Annotated in this window: 15 protein-coding genes; 9 read left to right on the top strand and 6 right to left on the bottom strand. The window is 61.2% G+C overall.

All coding sequences use genetic code 11. The features are described 5' to 3' along the window. Window positions 1–11: 11 nt before the first annotated feature. Together ACM6JM_RS19995 and ACM6JM_RS19990 are read right to left on the bottom strand one after the other, a co-directional pair. The gene (locus tag ACM6JM_RS19995; RefSeq protein ID WP_414882393.1) at window positions 12–2423 is read right to left on the bottom strand and encodes a penicillin acylase family protein; all 2412 of its coding nucleotides are present in this window, start codon (window positions 2421–2423) and stop codon (window positions 12–14) included. A 103-nt stretch (window positions 2424–2526) separates the two neighbouring features. Further along, on the bottom strand, window positions 2527–3105 hold the full coding sequence (locus tag ACM6JM_RS19990) for a DUF6436 domain-containing protein (protein WP_039765399.1): 579 nt from the start codon (window positions 3103–3105) through the stop codon (window positions 2527–2529). Window positions 3106–3202: 97 nt separating this feature from the next. Here ACM6JM_RS19990 and ACM6JM_RS19985 point away from each other — a divergent pair, with 97 nt between their 5' ends. Beyond that, window positions 3203–4153: an alpha/beta hydrolase gene (locus ACM6JM_RS19985; protein WP_039765400.1), complete on the top strand. Its 951-nt coding sequence runs from the start codon at window positions 3203–3205 to the stop codon at window positions 4151–4153. A 1-nt stretch (window position 4154) separates the two neighbouring features. On the opposite strand, the gene ACM6JM_RS19980 is transcribed toward ACM6JM_RS19985, so the two are convergent. Beyond that, the gene (locus ACM6JM_RS19980) at window positions 4155–4907 is read right to left on the bottom strand and encodes a DUF2059 domain-containing protein (protein ID WP_007953496.1); all 753 of its coding nucleotides are present in this window, start codon (window positions 4905–4907) and stop codon (window positions 4155–4157) included. 108 nt (window positions 4908–5015) lie between these two features. Here ACM6JM_RS19980 and ACM6JM_RS19975 point away from each other — a divergent pair, with 108 nt between their 5' ends. Together ACM6JM_RS19975 and ACM6JM_RS19970 are read left to right on the top strand one after the other, a co-directional pair. Next, complete coding sequence (locus ACM6JM_RS19975; RefSeq protein ID WP_163976753.1) at window positions 5016–5648, top strand: 2OG-Fe(II) oxygenase; 633 nt, start codon at window positions 5016–5018, stop codon at window positions 5646–5648. A gap of 1 nt (window position 5649) precedes the next feature. Next, the gene (locus ACM6JM_RS19970; RefSeq protein ID WP_414882392.1) at window positions 5650–6135 is read left to right on the top strand and encodes a DUF523 domain-containing protein; all 486 of its coding nucleotides are present in this window, start codon (window positions 5650–5652) and stop codon (window positions 6133–6135) included. An 11-nt stretch (window positions 6136–6146) separates the two neighbouring features. Here ACM6JM_RS19970 and ACM6JM_RS19965 read toward each other — a convergent pair whose 3' ends face one another. Next, the gene (locus ACM6JM_RS19965) at window positions 6147–6725 is read right to left on the bottom strand and encodes a transporter substrate-binding domain-containing protein (RefSeq protein WP_074690095.1); all 579 of its coding nucleotides are present in this window, start codon (window positions 6723–6725) and stop codon (window positions 6147–6149) included. Window positions 6726–6857: 132 nt separating this feature from the next. Here ACM6JM_RS19965 and ACM6JM_RS19960 point away from each other — a divergent pair, with 132 nt between their 5' ends. Further along, the gene (locus ACM6JM_RS19960) at window positions 6858–7283 is read left to right on the top strand and encodes a DUF4399 domain-containing protein (protein ID WP_007953489.1); all 426 of its coding nucleotides are present in this window, start codon (window positions 6858–6860) and stop codon (window positions 7281–7283) included. 112 nt (window positions 7284–7395) lie between these two features. Here the strand turns inward: ACM6JM_RS19960 and serA are convergent, their stop codons facing one another. Next, window positions 7396–8625: a phosphoglycerate dehydrogenase gene (serA, locus tag ACM6JM_RS19955; RefSeq protein ID WP_007953487.1), complete on the bottom strand. Its 1230-nt coding sequence runs from the start codon at window positions 8623–8625 to the stop codon at window positions 7396–7398. Between the two features lie 204 nt (window positions 8626–8829). On the opposite strand from serA, the gene ACM6JM_RS19950 reads away from it, so the two are divergent. The 4 genes from ACM6JM_RS19950 (at window position 8830) to ACM6JM_RS19935 (ending at window position 13153) form a co-directional block, all read left to right on the top strand. Next, window positions 8830–10224, top strand: a complete 1395-nt coding sequence (locus ACM6JM_RS19950; protein ID WP_039765411.1) for an FAD-binding oxidoreductase — start codon at window positions 8830–8832, stop codon at window positions 10222–10224. Between the two features lie 40 nt (window positions 10225–10264). Continuing rightward, window positions 10265–10930, top strand: coding sequence for a fumarylacetoacetate hydrolase family protein (locus ACM6JM_RS19945; RefSeq protein WP_007953483.1), 666 nt, complete (start codon window positions 10265–10267; stop codon window positions 10928–10930). A gap of 264 nt (window positions 10931–11194) precedes the next feature. Then, entirely contained in the window at window positions 11195–12118 is a 924-nt protein-coding gene (locus ACM6JM_RS19940; protein ID WP_074690097.1) for an SdiA-regulated domain-containing protein, read from the top strand. A 117-nt stretch (window positions 12119–12235) separates the two neighbouring features. Further along, the gene (locus ACM6JM_RS19935; RefSeq protein WP_039765416.1) at window positions 12236–13153 is read left to right on the top strand and encodes an SdiA-regulated domain-containing protein; all 918 of its coding nucleotides are present in this window, start codon (window positions 12236–12238) and stop codon (window positions 13151–13153) included. Window positions 13154–13237: 84 nt separating this feature from the next. Here ACM6JM_RS19935 and rpiA read toward each other — a convergent pair whose 3' ends face one another. Next, window positions 13238–13912 carry a ribose-5-phosphate isomerase RpiA gene (rpiA, locus tag ACM6JM_RS19930; protein ID WP_007953476.1) on the bottom strand — a complete coding sequence of 225 codons (675 nt, stop codon included), beginning with the start codon at window positions 13910–13912 and terminating at the stop codon, window positions 13238–13240. A 146-nt stretch (window positions 13913–14058) separates the two neighbouring features. On the opposite strand from rpiA, the gene ilvA reads away from it, so the two are divergent. Next, window positions 14059–15573 (top strand): threonine ammonia-lyase, biosynthetic, encoded by a 1515-nt coding sequence (gene ilvA / locus ACM6JM_RS19925; RefSeq protein ID WP_011336426.1) that lies wholly within the window; start codon window positions 14059–14061, stop codon window positions 15571–15573. The last annotated feature ends 30 nt before the right edge of the window (window positions 15574–15603 follow it).

Genomic DNA, 15603 nt, shown 5'->3' with positions numbered 1-15603 from the left:
GAGGGCGGCTTTTATGGCTCAGCCCGCTTTGGCAGCAGCTTCAGCGTACTCCGCGTATTCGCCGTCACCTCTTCCTCACTGAAATGCGCCTGCACATACATCCCGTCCACATACGCCTCTGCCTGATCGTCATAGTGACTGTCGAACGGCACGCCGCTCTGGCCGACCGGGTTGATGGTCAGGCTGTGAGCCGGATCAGCGAAGTCCACCAAGCGCCGGGTCGACGGGCCGTAGGTCACGGGCCACGGCGCCGGGCCGATCTTCGCCGAGAGGTTGTTCGGCACTTCATGGGAGCCCGGTGCGGCGAACGGGCCGACGTTGAAAATGCGATCCAGCGGTTTCTGCTGACCCAGCGGATGACCATGGGTCAGCGTATGCGCCTTGCCCCATTGCCAGCCGGAAGCGTCGTCGCCGAGGGTCGACTTCAGGTGCGCCATGCTCGCCTGCCACGCAGCGCGCACGGTGTCGGCGCGGGTCTCCTTGTTCGGCGTGCTGCGGTTGTCCCACCACGGTGAATCGGCATTCGCCGCGAGCCGGGGCAGGGCTGCATCGATCACTCGTGTCGACAGCAGGGTTTCGAAGAAATCATTGCCCAGCTCATCGCGCATCGCCGCGTCGGCGAGGTCGTAGAGGAACTGGTTGAACACCGTCGCACTGACCGAATCCAGCGGGTAGTCGCCTTGCCATTGGGCCAGTTGCTCGACCAGTTTCAGCTGCGCCGGATCACTCACCACTTCACGCAATACCGGCAGCAACGGCGCCAGCAGACGCGGGCCATAACCGGTGGCGGTACCCAGTTGCAGCTTCTGGTTGGCCTCGTTGTCCCACTTCACGTTCTTGTCGGCGAGCTGGCGGTTGAGCTGCTGGCCACGGTCGGCAAGATTGTAATAGCCGGGAATCTCCATGCCGGTCGGCGACACGGGCTGGAAGTTGGCCGAGACGATATAGCCCCGCGCCGGGTTCTCTTCCTGCGGGTTGGCGCTGAACGGGAAGTAGCCGTCCTTGTCCGCCTGATTGCCGCTGCCGTCGAGAATGAAGCCAGGCTTCACCCCGGTCGGACGCTTGGGCAGCAGCGCCGAGGCCCACCAGGCGATATCGCCCTTGGCGTTGGCGTAGACGATGTTCAGTCCCGGCGCCTGCACCTTGGCCGCTGCGGCGCGAGCCTTGGCCAGGGTGTCGGCGCGGTTGAGCTGGTAAAAACCTTCGAGGATCGGGTTCGGTGTTTCGAGGAACGCCCACCACATCGCAATCGGGGTTTTCCCTGCGGCTGTACCGAGGGCGTCGTTGACGATCGGCCCGTGGGGCGACTGGCGCAGGGTGATGGTCACCGGCGTCTGGCCTTTCACCGCGATCTGCTGCTCGGTCTTGACCATGTCGCTCCACTGGCCGCGATACCAGACCTGATCCGGGTTGTCCGGATTGACCTTCTCGGCGATCAGATCCAGGTCATCGTTCTGGAACATGGTCAGGCTCCAGCCGAAATCCAGGTTGTGGCCGAGAAAGGCAAACGGCACCAGCGCCTGATGATGACCGTAGAGTTCGAAGCCCGGCGCCGACAGCTGTGCCTCGTACCACACCGACGGCACCGAAAAGCGAATGTGCGGATCGCCCGCCAGCAAGGGCTTGGCGCTCTTGCTGTGGCTGCCGGCGATGACCCAGGCGTTGCTGCCTTCGAACTGCGGCAGGCCGTTGTCGATCAGCGCCTGTTGGCTGACGCGGGCGAGGGTGTTCAGGTCTTTCCAGTCTTCGGCGGCGAGGGTCGGTGCGCTGCTGGCGTGGCCCTTGGCGAGCACGCCCTTGGGCTGCCAGTCGAGGTCGAAGACGTTGAGGTAATCGGCGCCCAGTTGATCGCGCACGTAGGTCAACAGCGGTTCGGTGCGAAACGCGGCGGCAAAGCTGTAGGCCATGTAGCCGGCGACGCTGATGCTGTCTTCGGCGGTGAACGGCCGCTTGGGGATGCCCAGCACGTCGAACTCGACGGGGGCGGCGTGCGAGTCCTGATATTGATTGATGCCGTCCAGATAGGCTTGCAGGGCCTTCCACGCCGGTGACTGCTTGTCGAGGCCGGCCACGTAACTGGCGGCGCGTTCGCGGATGCGCAGGCTGCGGAACAGCTTGTCGGTGTCGAGCAGTTTCGGCCCGAGCACTTCGGCCAGCTCGCCTCGGGCGAGACGGCGCATGGCTTCCATCTGAAACAGGCGATCCTGGGCGTGCACATAACCGAGGGCGCGGTAGAGGTCGGTTTCGTTTTCGGCACGGATGTGCGGCACACCGCGCTCGTCGTAACGCACAGTCACTGAACCTTGCAGGTTGCGCAATTCCACCTGGCCCTGACGCGTTGGTTGCTTGCTGTAGACATACCAGCCGCCGGCGGCGAGCAGGACAACGATGAGCAAGGCAAGAACGGTGAAGACGCGTTTCATGGTGACTCCTTGTGCATTCGGGGTTGCCGCCCGTGCGGGCTGCAAACAATTAGCACACGCCTCGTGTGCTGCGCATCGCCGTCCTTGAAAAGTCCGGAATGCCTTACTTCGTCTCCGCCGGCCACGGACAGTAGCAACCGACCGCCAACGTATGAGTCGCATTGACCGGGCGATCATCACTCAACGCTTGCAGGATCGGTTCGATAAAACTGTTGCTGGAGTTGCACGTCAGGCCTTCGCTGTACGGGCCGAAGTACGCCAGTCTGCCGCTGCGGTCCCAGATCGCCACGGCCGGGCTCGCGGGAATCTGTTCGGAGCCGGGCAGCACCGCGATGGTTTTGAGATTGCTGAGGGTGGCGGGCAACTGGCCGTGGCTGCCGGCCTTCTGCACTGCGAAGAATTCCACGCCCTTGGGGCTGAACTGTTCGACCATTTCGGTCAGGTGTTGTTGATTGCCGACGTTGCACGGGCAGGCGGGATCCCAGAAGTGCACCAGACGGATATTGCCGGGGCCGGCGAGGTCGTCGGGCAGGCGCAACGGGTCGCCGGAAAACACCGCAGTGTGTTCGCTGAACGCCCGCAGGTAGCGGCCCTGAAACCAGTCGTACGCGGCCCACAGCACGCCGGCACACACGATGGCGAGCAGGCTGGCAAACAGTGCGGTGCGGTAGGGCGAACGCATGGTTTTGATTCCTCGAAGGCCGGCTAGCTTGCCATGCTTGCCGCGACAGATGAATATCGCAGGCCGATAAAGTCCGTTTACCGTTCTGGAATTGCCCATGTCTGTTGCTTTCGATCCCGATCATCTGCGTGCGAGCCTCAAGCCTCTGGCCGAGTGGCAGCCGTTGTCCGAGGAGGCGAAGGCGTATCAGCGGTTCTACAAGACCGACTTTCCGGAACGTGATGTCTGGCGCGGCATGGGCCGGTTCGACATCGATGGCTATCAACTGGTCAGCCATTGCTGGTGGCCGGCGGAAACGGCCAGGGCCACGCTGTTTCTTGTGCACGGTTTTTATGATCACACTGGTCTTTACCGGCATGTGATCGAGTGGGCACTGGATCAAGGCTTCGCGGTGATTGCCTGCGATCTGCCGGGGCATGGTCTGTCCAGCGGCGAGCGGGCGAGCATCCGTGACTTCTCGGAATATCAGGATGCGCTGCAAGGCCTGTTCGCCGAGGCGCGCTCGATGGCCCTGCCGCAGCCTTGGCACCTGTGCGGGCAAAGCACCGGCGGCGCGATCATTGTCGATCACGTGCTCAATCATGGTGAAAACAGCCCGGCGCAGGGGCAGTTGATTTTGTTGGCGCCGCTGGTGCGTCCGCGTGCCTGGGGCTGGTCGCAGTTCAGTTATTACCTGCTCAGGCCTTTTGTCAGGGGTATCGCCCGGCGTTTCAGCGAGAACTCCAATGACCCGGATTTCCTGCCGTTTCTGCAGGCCGATCCATTGCAGCCAAAACGCTTGCCGACCGCATGGGTCGGGGCGTTGTCACGCTGGATCAACCGCGTTGAATACGCGAAGAAAAGTCCGCGCCGGCCGCTGATTGTTCAAGGCCAGGCGGACATGACCGTGGACTGGCAGCACAACCTGCAGGTGTTGAAGTGGAAGTTCGACCGGCCACAGATTCTGTTGCTGGCCGAGGCGCGGCATCACCTGGCCAACGAGACGGCAGAAATGCGCGAGGAGTATTTCGAGTTTCTGAGCAAGCGGATCAAGGGCCGCAATCCCTAGATCACTGGTTGAGGTTCGAGGTGCTCTGGCCGACGGCGAGCCCGGCGCGGATTGCTGCCAGCGCGGCCTGATAGTAGGCCTTGCCTTCGGTGGATTCGGCAAAGGTCGCGAACTCTTCCAGTTCTTCATCCGACAGGTCGCGATAGACGTACAGCAGCGTGTTGTTCAGGTCGGCGCCGATCTGATCCATCAGGCGCTGGCGTTGACCGTTCAACATGCCCTGGGCCTGACCGCCGCCGAGCAGGCCGGGGATCATCGAACTCAGGCTGTCCGCCGCCACGCCGGCAATCGCCAGGCTGACTTCGGCGCCGGCTTCACGGGCGGGAAGGGCCTGGGCGAGGTGGCCGATGATCAGCAGGCGGCTGTCGCTGGCCGGCATCTTCGGCAGGCCCTTGGCGTTTTTTGCCAGTTGATCGCGGCGGGTCGCCAGCAGTTCGGCGGCGACGATCTTCTTGCCCAACGGAGACTGAAAGAACGACAGGGCCGGTTTCGGATCAGCGAGGTTCTTGCGCAGTTGCGCTTCGGCGCGTTGATCCACGGCCTGGGGGGCGAAGCGCTGGTTGCTGTTGTTCACCAGCGCCTGAAACACCGCCGGCGGCAGGCTGTTCTGGTAACGCTGCTGCGCGGCACTCAGGGCGTCGTTGAAATGCGCGCGTTGTTCTGGCCAGCCGGCGACCTTGTACAACTGGTCGTGGCCGTCCGCCCAGGCGGGCAAAACGCAGAACATCAACAGTGAAAAAAGCAAACGGCGCATAAGGACTCCTGTCGGCAGCCGACTATTCTCCGTGCGGTGCCAGTACTTGTCGAGAATTCGTATCAAGCCGCCGCGTGGCTCTGTCGGATTTCTTGCCGCAGGCATACTATGCGCGCCATGCAAATATCCTCTGATCACCCGCTGCTGTTACGTATCGTCGACGACCTGGCCGAGCGCGGCTGGTCGCAGCAGAACATTTTCCTGCCTGCGGATTTGACCCGCGCACTGGCGGCCGAGTGCCGCAAACGTGACGCCGAAGGTGAACTGGCGCCGGCGGGGGTCGGACGTGGCCCGTTTTCGGAGATCCGCGAGGGGATTCGTGGCGACCATATCCAATGGATCGATCCTGGTCAGGCCGAAGCCAGCGACCGTTACCTGAACCTGATGGACAGCTTGCGTGAAGCGCTCAACCGGGGCCTGTTCCTCGGGCTTGAAGACTTCGAGTGCCACTTCGCCCTGTACCCGCCGGGTGCTTTCTATCGCAAGCATGTCGACCGTTTCCGCGACGATGACCGGCGCATGGTCTCGGCGGTGATCTACCTCAATGACGGCTGGTTGCCGGAGGATGGCGGGCAACTGCGTATGTACCTGGAGCATGACCGCGTTCATGACGTACAGCCTACGGGCGGTTGTCTGGTGGTGTTCCTCTCCGGCGAAGTCCCTCATGAAGTGTTGCCGGCCAATCGCGAGCGGCTGTCGCTGACAGGCTGGTTCCGCCGCCGTGGCAACGAGCCGTTCTGAGATGCACAGGATTCTGGTCAGTCGCTGCCTGCTGGGCCATCGCGTGCGTTACGACGGTGGAGCCAGCGGGCCGTTCGATCTGCTGGAGCAGTGGATCAGCGAAGGCCGGGTAGTGCCGTTGTGTCCGGAAGTCGCCGGTGGTTTGCCGACGCCACGGGCGGCGGCGGAGATTCCGGGCGGGCAGGGCCGCGAAGTGCTGGACGGGCTTGCCTCGGTGATCACCACCGACGGCGAAGACGTCAGTGCGCAGTTTCTCGACGGTGCGCGGCAGGCGCTGGCGCTGGTGCAAAAGCACGGGATTCGGGTGGCAGTGCTCAAGGCCAACAGTCCTTCGTGCGGGAATCTGTTGACCTATGACGGCACGTTCAGTGGGGTGAAGGTGAGTGGCGAGGGGGTTACCGCCGCGTTGCTGAAGCGCCATGGGGTGCAGGTCTTCAGCGAACTCGAACTGCCGCAAGCCGCACAGGCCCTCAACGTGCTCGACTAGTCACGTTCACTTCAGTTTTCCGTAGCCTGCACACTCAGCCACTTCTGCCTCAATGCCTCCAACCGCCCATCCGCCCTGATCCGCTGCAAGGCATTCTCCAGACTCGCGTGAAACGCCGGGTTGCCCTTCTGAAACGGAATCGCCAGATCTACCGGCGGCCCAACCTTCGGCTTTTCCTCAGTCAACGTCTGCACCAGCACCATCGGCCGAGGTTGCTCGTCCTTTTTCGCCAGCAACTGCGCATTGACCTGCGTGTAAGGTTCGCTGACGTCGAAACGATCCTTGAGTTCCGGGGTCAGTGCTATGTGGTTGAGCGCGATGTCGTACTTGCCGCTTTCAACACCCTGGAGCAGGTCGGCCTCGTCGGTGACGATGAAGTCGGCCCGCACATCCAGTTCGTTGGCCAGCAGTTGCCCAAGCTCGACCTCGAACCCCGTGAGCGTGTCGCCGTCCTTGAAATTGAAGGGCGGTGTATTAGCCTCAAGGGCTATGCGCAACTCGCCACGGTCGTAGACGTCATCAATCAGTTCGGCGTGAGCCAGAGGGCTCAGAAGGGGAAGCAGGCAGATCAGGCCAGGCAGAAAACGCATGGTCACTCCTTTGAAATCGATATCGGCCTGTTTTCCAGGCTCGCTTTGCTATGGTTGTCGAGTGCCTTCGACAACGAATGGTCATGAAGTTGTCATGACCGTGCGGATTTTACGGAAAAACTGGAGAAGAAAATGAAAAGCTTTATGTCACGTGCAGCGTTGGCCGGTGTGCTGATGGGTGTTTCGGTACTGGCCAGTGCGGCCACACCGGCACCGAAGGGCGCCGAAGTGTTCATCGTTTCTCCCGAGGACGGAGCCACGGTTCCGCAGACCTTCACGGTCAAGTTCGGTGTAAAGGACATCGCGCTGGCACCGGCCGGTGACGTCACCAAGAACACCGGTCATCACCACCTGCTGATCGATGCCAAGGAAATCGTTCCGGCCGGCTCCGTCGTGCCGACCGACGCCAACCACATGCACTTCGGCAAGGCGCAGACCCAGGCCGACATCAAACTCGCGCCGGGCAAGCACACCCTGCAGCTGGAGCTGGGTGACAGCGGCCACATGGCGTTCGATCCGCCGATCGTGTCGAAGAAGATCACCGTCAACGTCGAATAAAAAAGGGAGCCCTTCGGGGCTCCCTTTTTTATCAGTGGCGAGTTGCGAGCTTCAAGCTTCAAGCAAAAGCGCTGTTCACTTGCCGCTTGAAGCTTGCTGCTCGCAGCTGCTCTTAAAACAGCACGCGGCTACGGATGGTGCCGTTGACGTGTTGCAGCTTCTCTTGCGCCAGCTCCGAGTACTCGGCGTCGACGTCGATCACCACGTAGCCGACCTTCTCGTTGGTCTGCAGGAACTGACCGGAGATGTTGATGCCGTTTTCGGCGAAGACCTTGTTGATCTCGCTCATCACACCCGGAATGTTCTCGTGGATGTGCAGCAGGCGGTGCTTGCCAGGGTGAGCCGGCAGGGCCACTTCCGGGAAGTTCACCGACGATACCGAAGTACCGTTGTCGCTGTACTTGACCAGTTTCTCTGCCACTTCCAGACCGATGTTGGCCTGTGCTTCAGCGGTGGAACCGCCGATGTGCGGGGTCAGGATCACGTTGTCCAGGCCACGCAGCGGGCTTTCGAACTCTTCGTCGTTGGAACGCGGCTCGACCGGGAACACGTCGATGGCGGCGCCGATCAGGTGCTTGTCCTTGATCGCAGCGGCCAGGTGATCCAGCTCGACCACGGTGCCGCGTGCAGCGTTGATCAGGATGCCGCCCTTCTTGATGGCGCGGATTTCCTTCTCGCCGATCATCCACTGGGTCGCAGCGGTTTCCGGAACGTGCAGGGTGACGATGTCGGACATGCCCAGCAGCTCGTGCAGGTTGCCGACCTGGGTCGCGTTGCCCAGTGGCAGCTTGGTCACGGTGTCGTAGAAGAACACCTGCATGCCCAGGCCTTCAGCCAGGACCGACAGCTGAGTGCCGATCGAGCCGTAGCCGACGATGCCCAGTTTCTTGCCACGGATCTCGAAGGAGTTGGCTGCGGACTTGATCCAGCCGCCACGGTGGCAGGAAGCGTTTTTCTCAGGGATGCCGCGCAGCAGCAGGATCGCTTCGGCCAGCACCAGCTCGGCCACGGAGCGGGTGTTGGAGTACGGCGCGTTGAACACGGCGATGCCGCGCTCGCGGGCCGCTTCCAGGTCAACCTGGTTGGTGCCGATGCAGAAACAGCCGACCGCGACCAGCTTCTTCGCGTGATCGAAGATCTCTTCGGTCAGTTGGGTGCGCGAACGAATGCCGATGAAGTGAGCGTCAGCGATCTTTTCCTTGAGCTGGGCTTCCGGCAGGGAGCCTGTCAGGTATTCGATGCTGGTGTAGCCCGCCGCCTTGAGGACGTCGACAGCCGATTGGTGGACGCCTTCGAGAAGAAGGAACTTGATCTTGCTCTTATCGAGAGAAGTCTTGCTCATCTGCGTAAACCTGTATCCCGGAGAAAAATGGCAGGAAATGGTCAACAGACATTGACCTGGACGACAAGAAAGCCGTCACCGCAGAACCGGCCTTGGGCACTGGCCTGCGGGGTCGGTATGCTAGCATAGCCACCCCGCTAAACACTCATTCCTGCGACGTGAAGCGTTCTCAGGATGACCATGAATTGTTCGAGAGTTCCGTCGATGACCAATCCTGCCCTGATTGATGAACTGAAGACCCTGGTCGAGCCTGGCAAAGTCCTGACCGATGCCGACTCCTTGAACGCTTACGGCAAGGACTGGACCAAACACTTCGCCCCGGCGCCCAGCGCCATCGTGTTTCCCAAGACCATCGAGCAGGTGCAGGCCGTCGTCCGCTGGGCCAACGAACACAAAGTGGCGCTGGTGCCGTCGGGCGGGCGCACCGGGCTTTCCGCCGCAGCCGTGGCGGCCAATGGCGAAGTGGTCGTGTCCTTCGACTACATGAACCAGATTCTCGACATCAACCTGACCGACCGCACCGCCGTCTGTCAGCCGGGTGTGGTCACCGAGCAATTGCAGAACGCCGCCGAAGAACATGACTTGTACTACCCGGTGGATTTCGCTTCGGCAGGTTCCAGCCAAATTGGCGGCAATATCGGCACCAATGCCGGCGGAATCAAGGTCATTCGCTACGGCATGACCCGCAACTGGGTGGCAGGCATGAAAGTCGTGACCGGCAAGGGCGACGTGCTGGAACTGAACAAGGATCTGATCAAGAACGCCACCGGTTATGACCTGCGGCAGCTGTTCATCGGCGCCGAAGGCACTCTCGGTTTTGTGGTCGAGGCCACCATGCGCCTGGACCGTGCGCCAAAGAACCTGACCGCGATGGTCCTCGGCACCGCTGATTTCGATTCGATCATGCCGGTGCTGCACGCCTTTCAGGGCCGGCTCGACCTGACCGCGTTCGAATTTTTCTCCGACAAGGCGCTGGCCAAGGTCATGGGCCGTGGCGATGTCCCGGCGCCATTCGAAACCGACTGCCCGTTCTATGCTTTGCTGGAATTCGAGGCGACCACCGAAGAAGTGGCCAACACCGCCCTGGAAACCTTCGAGCATTGCGTGGAGCAGGGCTGGGTGCTGGACGGCGTGATGAGCCAGAGCGAAACCCAGTTGCAGAACCTGTGGAAGCTGCGCGAGTACATCTCCGAAACCATCTCCCACTGGACTCCGTACAAGAACGACATCTCGGTCACCGTCTCCAAAGTCCCGGCGTTCCTGCAGGAAATCGACGCGATCGTCGGCGAACACTACCCGGACTTCGAAATCGTCTGGTTCGGCCACATCGGCGATGGCAACCTGCACCTGAACATCCTCAAGCCGGACAACCTGAGCAAGGACGAGTTTTTCGCCAAGTGTGCCACCGTCAACAAATGGGTATTCGAAACCGTCGAGAAGTACAACGGTTCGATTTCCGCCGAACACGGGGTGGGCATGACCAAGCGCGACTACTTGACCTACAGCCGCTCACCGGTGGAAATCGAATACATGAAAGCGGTCAAGGCGGTGTTCGACCCGAACGGCATCATGAATCCGGGCAAGATTTTCGCGGTTTGATTGGCAATCCCTGATGAATCAATAAAGGCAGGAGTCGGTAATGAGCTATCAGCACCAGTATGTCGACGGTACGCGGATTCATTTTCCGCTGGGGAAAGTGGTGTGCATCGGCCGTAACTACGCCGAACACGCCAAGGAACTGGACAACCCGGTGCCTACCGAGCCGTTGCTGTTCATCAAACCGGGCAGTTGCGTGGTGCCGCTGGAAGGCGGTTTCAGCATTCCGACCGAGCGTGGCTCGGTGCATTACGAGGCGGAAATCGCCGTGTTGATCGGCAAACCGCTGTCGACCAAACCGAGCCGTGAAGAAGTGCTGGACGCGATCTCCGGTTTCGCCCCGGCGCTGGACCTGACCCTGCGTGACAAGCAGGCCGAGCTCAAGTCCAAGGGCCTGCCGTGGGAAATCGCCAAGTCGTTCGACGGCGCGGCGGTGATTGCGCCATTCGTGGTGGGCAGCACCTTTGCCGACCTGACCGACATCGGCATTCGCCTGACCATCAACGGCGAAGTGCGCCAGGACGGCAACAGCAGCGCAATGCTCAACCCGATCGTGCCGATGATCCAGCACATGGCCGGCTGCTTCTCGCTGCAGGCCGGTGACGTGATCCTGACCGGCACGCCGGTGGGCGTCGGCCCGCTGAATGTCGGTGATGAGATCGTGCTGGAGCTGCCGGGCGCCAGTCGCTTCACCAGCAGCGTTCGCTGACTGCAACTCTGAAATACCTTTGTGGGAGCCAGCCTGCTGGCGATGACGGACTGTCAGTTGATGTTTCATTCGACTGATACACCGCCATCGCCAGCAGGCTGGCTCCCACGTTTGTTTTTGTGTTGTAGCCCGCAAACACATAAGGCATTCCGGCCATTTACCGTTTTTTTCACATTCTGTCCGGATAATTCCGGCCATTCTGGCGTCTGAGCCGGCCTCTTTGTGCTATTACCCGTAGCCTGAATTTTCGGAACGCGTCCTTTGATGTCATCTCAAACTCAGCTCAAACCCGCCCGCCGTTCACGCTTCGCCCTGCGCTGGTATTCCTGGCTGTTGCTGGCAGCCGCCGCTGCGTACGGGCTGGCGTTTGCCATGCATTGGGATGATCGGGGTGTGCTGTGGCTGCTGGAGCGCTTCGAAAGTACGGCCGAGAAGCAGGAAAGCGTCTGGCTCCCGGACTACCGGGTGGTCATCGACGCCAAGCTGTTGCCGGGCATGGAAAAGGACGAAGCTTCGGACCTTTCCTATAACCCGCAGACCAAAACCCTGTTTTCGGTGATGGGCAAGAATCCGTTCCTGGTCGAGCTGACCCTGCAGGGCGACGTGTTGCGCAAGATGCCCCTGGTGGGCTGGAGCAATCCGGAAGGCCTTACGGTGATGGAAAACGGCTTGATGGCGATTGTCGATGAGCGCGAGCACTTGCTCTCCATCGTCAAGGTCGATGCCGAGACTCGTGAACTGAAGCGTGACGATTTCCCTAAATACGACCTCGGCCCGTCAAAGGACCAGAACAAGGCCTTCGAAGCCATCACCTGGGACGCCCGTAACCAGCAACTGCTACTGGGCGAAGAGCGTCCACCCGCGCTGTTCACCTGGAAAAGCGACGGCAGCCAGACGCTCAAGGGCGACAAGCAGAAACTCGACAGCGACGAACTCGATATTCGTAACCTGTCGGCCCTGGCGATCGATCCGCGCACCGGTCACACCCTCGTTCTGTCCGCTGATTCGCACCTGTTGCTGGAGCTGGACGAGAAGGGCGAACAGGTCAGCTTCATGACCCTGCTCGGCGGTTTCAACGGTTTGAAGAAAACCATTCCCCGCGCCGAAGGCGTAACCATGGACGACTCGGGCACGCTGTACATGGTCAGCGAGCCGAACCTGTTCTACCGCTTCGAAAAGCAGAAGTAATCTCTCCTACAGCAATTGCAGATCTGTGCAGTTGTGGCCTGAGGCAAGTGGCCATTAAGCTTCAGTTCAGACAGGCGTGATATTTCATCCGCCTGTTTTGACTCCGAGCCTGCCTGAATGCGTCGACTTGCCCGCCCCAAGCCTCTGTTCATCACCCTGTCGATGATTGCCCTGGTCGCATTGATTGCGATCGGCCAATACATGCGCCTGTTCGAGCGTGCCTGGTTCAACCTGCATACGCTCTGGCAGCCGATGAGCAGCCAGTCCATCGGGCTGGATCAATATCGGGCAGAGATTGAAGCGAAAGTCATCGATGGGCTGAACGACGACGTGTCCGCGCTGACCTACGATCCGGTGCGCAAGAGCCTGTTCACCGTGACCAACAAGAATGCCGAACTGATCGAGCTGTCGCTGGATGGCACGATCCTGCGCCGTGTCGCCTTGATCGGCTTCGGCGATCCGGAGGCGGTGGAGTTCATCAGCGCCGACACCTATGTGATCACCGACGAGCGCCAGCAGCGCCTGATCAAGATCCATCTGGAGCACGACACCACGTTCCTTGATGCGGCGGACGCCGAGCAAATGACCCTCGGTGTGCACATGAGCGGCAACAAGGGGTTTGAAGGCCTGGCGTACGACTCGGTGGGCAAGCGCCTGTTCGTGGCCAAGGAGCGGGACCCGATGCTGATCTATGAAGTGCACGGTTTCCCGCACTTCAATCCGGAAAAATCCTACGCAGTACACGTGATCAACAATCCCAAGCGCGATGCCGGGATGTTCGTGCGCGATCTGTCGAGCCTGCAATATGACGAGCGCAGCGGTCATTTACTGGCGCTGTCCGACGAGTCGCGGCTGATTCTGGAGCTGGATGTGGACGGGCGCCCGTTGAGCACCATGTCGTTGAGCGGTGGCCGGCAGGGTCTGAAGAAAACCGTGCCGCAGGCGGAAGGTATCGCGATGGATGACGATGGGGCGTTGTATCTGGTGAGCGAGCCGAATCTGTTTTATGTCTTCAGGAAGCCTGTGCAGAACTAACCAACACCTTCAAACAATGTGGGAGCTAGCAAACTGGCTCCCACAGTTTTTTCATCTGCCCACAAAAATGTGGGCAGTTTCGGCTTACTCAGCCTTCAGGGTCTTCACACCTTCGGAAGTCCCCAGCAACAACAGATCCGCCGGACGCGCCGCGAACAGGCCGTTGGTGACCACGCCGACGATCGCGTTGATCTGCGCTTCCAGCTCCACCGGGTTGGTGATCTGCAGGTTGTGCACGTCGAGGATGATGTTGCCGTTGTCGGTCAGCACGCCTTCGCGATAGACCGGGTCGCCGCCCAGTTTCACCAGTTGGCGGGCGACGTGGCTGCGGGCCATCGGGATCACTTCCACCGGCAGCGGGAACGCGCCGAGCACCGGCACCAGTTTGCTGGCGTCGGCGATACAGATGAAGGTCTGGGCCACGGCCGCGACGATCTTCTCGCGGGTCAGGGCTGCGCCGCCGCCCTTGATCAGGTTCAGGTGTTCGTCGCTTTCATCGGCGCCGTCGACGTAGAACTCCAGGTTGCTCACGGTGTTCAGCTCGTACACCGGAATCCCGTGGCCCTTGAGGCGCGCGGCAGTGGCTTCGGAGCTTGCGACCGCGCCATCGAACGCGCCCTTGTGCTGGGCCAGGGCGTCGATGAAGCAGTTGGCGGTGGAGCCGGTGCCGACCCCCACGATGCTCTTGTCGTCGAGTTTCGGAAGGATGAAGTCGACGGCGGCCTGGGCTACGGCCTGTTTGAGTTGATCCTGGGTCATGCGGGCTCCGGAAGCGGGCAAGGTAAGAACGGAAAGGCCGGCATTATAGCCTCAAGCCGGGCTAAAACCTCTGGATTCGTGTGGTCGTGCGCCCAAAAGCCGGGTTAGACTCGCTGGTCCCGCCCAATCGCCAGTGATGCTTTCCGATGCTCGAACAGTACGTCAAGAAGATCCTCACCTCGCGCGTTTATGACGTTGCCGTAGAAACCCCGCTGCAGAACGCCCGCCAGCTCTCCGAGCGGCTGGGCAACGACATCTGGCTCAAGCGTGAAGACTTGCAGCCAGTGTTCTCGTTCAAGATTCGCGGCGCCTACAACAAGCTGACCCAGTTGAGCGACGAAGAGCGCGCTCGCGGCGTGGTCACCGCGTCGGCGGGCAACCATGCACAGGGCCTGGCCCTGGCGGCGAAAGTGTTGGGCGTGAAAGCGACCATCGTGATGCCCAAGACCACCCCGGAGATCAAGGTCGAAGGCGTGCGCTCGCGCGGTGGCAAAGTGGTGCTGCACGGCGATTCCTTCCCGGAAGCGCTGGCCTACTCGCTGAAGCTGGTCGACGAAAAAGGCTACGTCTACATCCACCCGTACGACGATCCGCACACCATTGCCGGGCAGGGCACCGTGGCGATGGAAATTCTGCGCCAGCACCCGCAGCCGCTGGATGCGATCTTCGTTCCGGTGGGCGGCGGCGGTCTGATCGCCGGCATCGCGGCCTACGTGAAATACCTGCGCCCGGACATCAAGGTCATCGGCGTCGAGCCCGACGACTCCAACTGCCTGCAAGCGGCGATGGCCGCGGGCGAACGCGTTGTTCTGCCGACCGTGGGTATCTTCGCCGATGGCGTGGCGGTGGCGCAGATCGGCCAGCACACCTTCGACATCTGCAAGGATTACGTCGACGAAGTGATCACCGTCAGCACCGACGAAATCTGCGCGGCGATCAAGGACATCTACGACGACACCCGTTCGATCACCGAACCGGCTGGTGCCCTGGGCGTGGCCGGTATCAAGAAGTATGTCGAGCAGCGCGGCGTCAGCGGCCAGACCTTCGTGGCCATCGACTCCGGGGCCAACGTCAACTTCGACCGCTTGCGCCACGTCGCCGAGCGCGCCGAACTGGGTGAAGGCCGCGAAGCGATTATCGCCGTGACCATCCCGGAGAAGGCCGGCAGCTTCAAGGCGTTCTGCGAGGCCATCGGCAAGCGCCAGATCACCGAATTCAACTACCGCTATAACAATGGCAGCGAAGCGCACATCTTCGTCGGCGTGCAGACCCACCCGGACAACGACCCGCGCAGTGCACTGCTGGCGAGCCTGACCGAGCAGGGTTTCCCGGTACTCGACCTGACCGACAACGAACTGGCCAAACTGCACATCCGTCACATGGTCGGCGGGCGCGCCGCGCACGTGGTCGATGAAGTGGTGCTGCGCTTCGAGTTCCCGGAGCGTCCGGGCGCGCTGTTCAACTTCCTCAACAAGCTCGGCGGTCGCTGGAACATCTCGATGTTCCACTACCGCAACCACGGAGCAGCGGACGGACGAGTAGTGGCGGGCCTGCAAGTGCCCCACGACGAACGTCATCTGGTTCCCGCAGCCCTTGAGGAAATCGGCTACCCGTACTGGGACGAAAGCGACAACCCGGCCTATCAGCTGTTTCTTGGCTGAACGGCTACGCTGATGGGTATGGCCCAAGGA

Source organism: Pseudomonas sp. IT-P2 (assembly GCF_949767575.1).
GTDB lineage: Bacteria > Pseudomonadota > Gammaproteobacteria > Pseudomonadales > Pseudomonadaceae > Aquipseudomonas > Aquipseudomonas pharyngis.
This window is presented reverse-complemented; position numbering and strand designations above follow the sequence as displayed.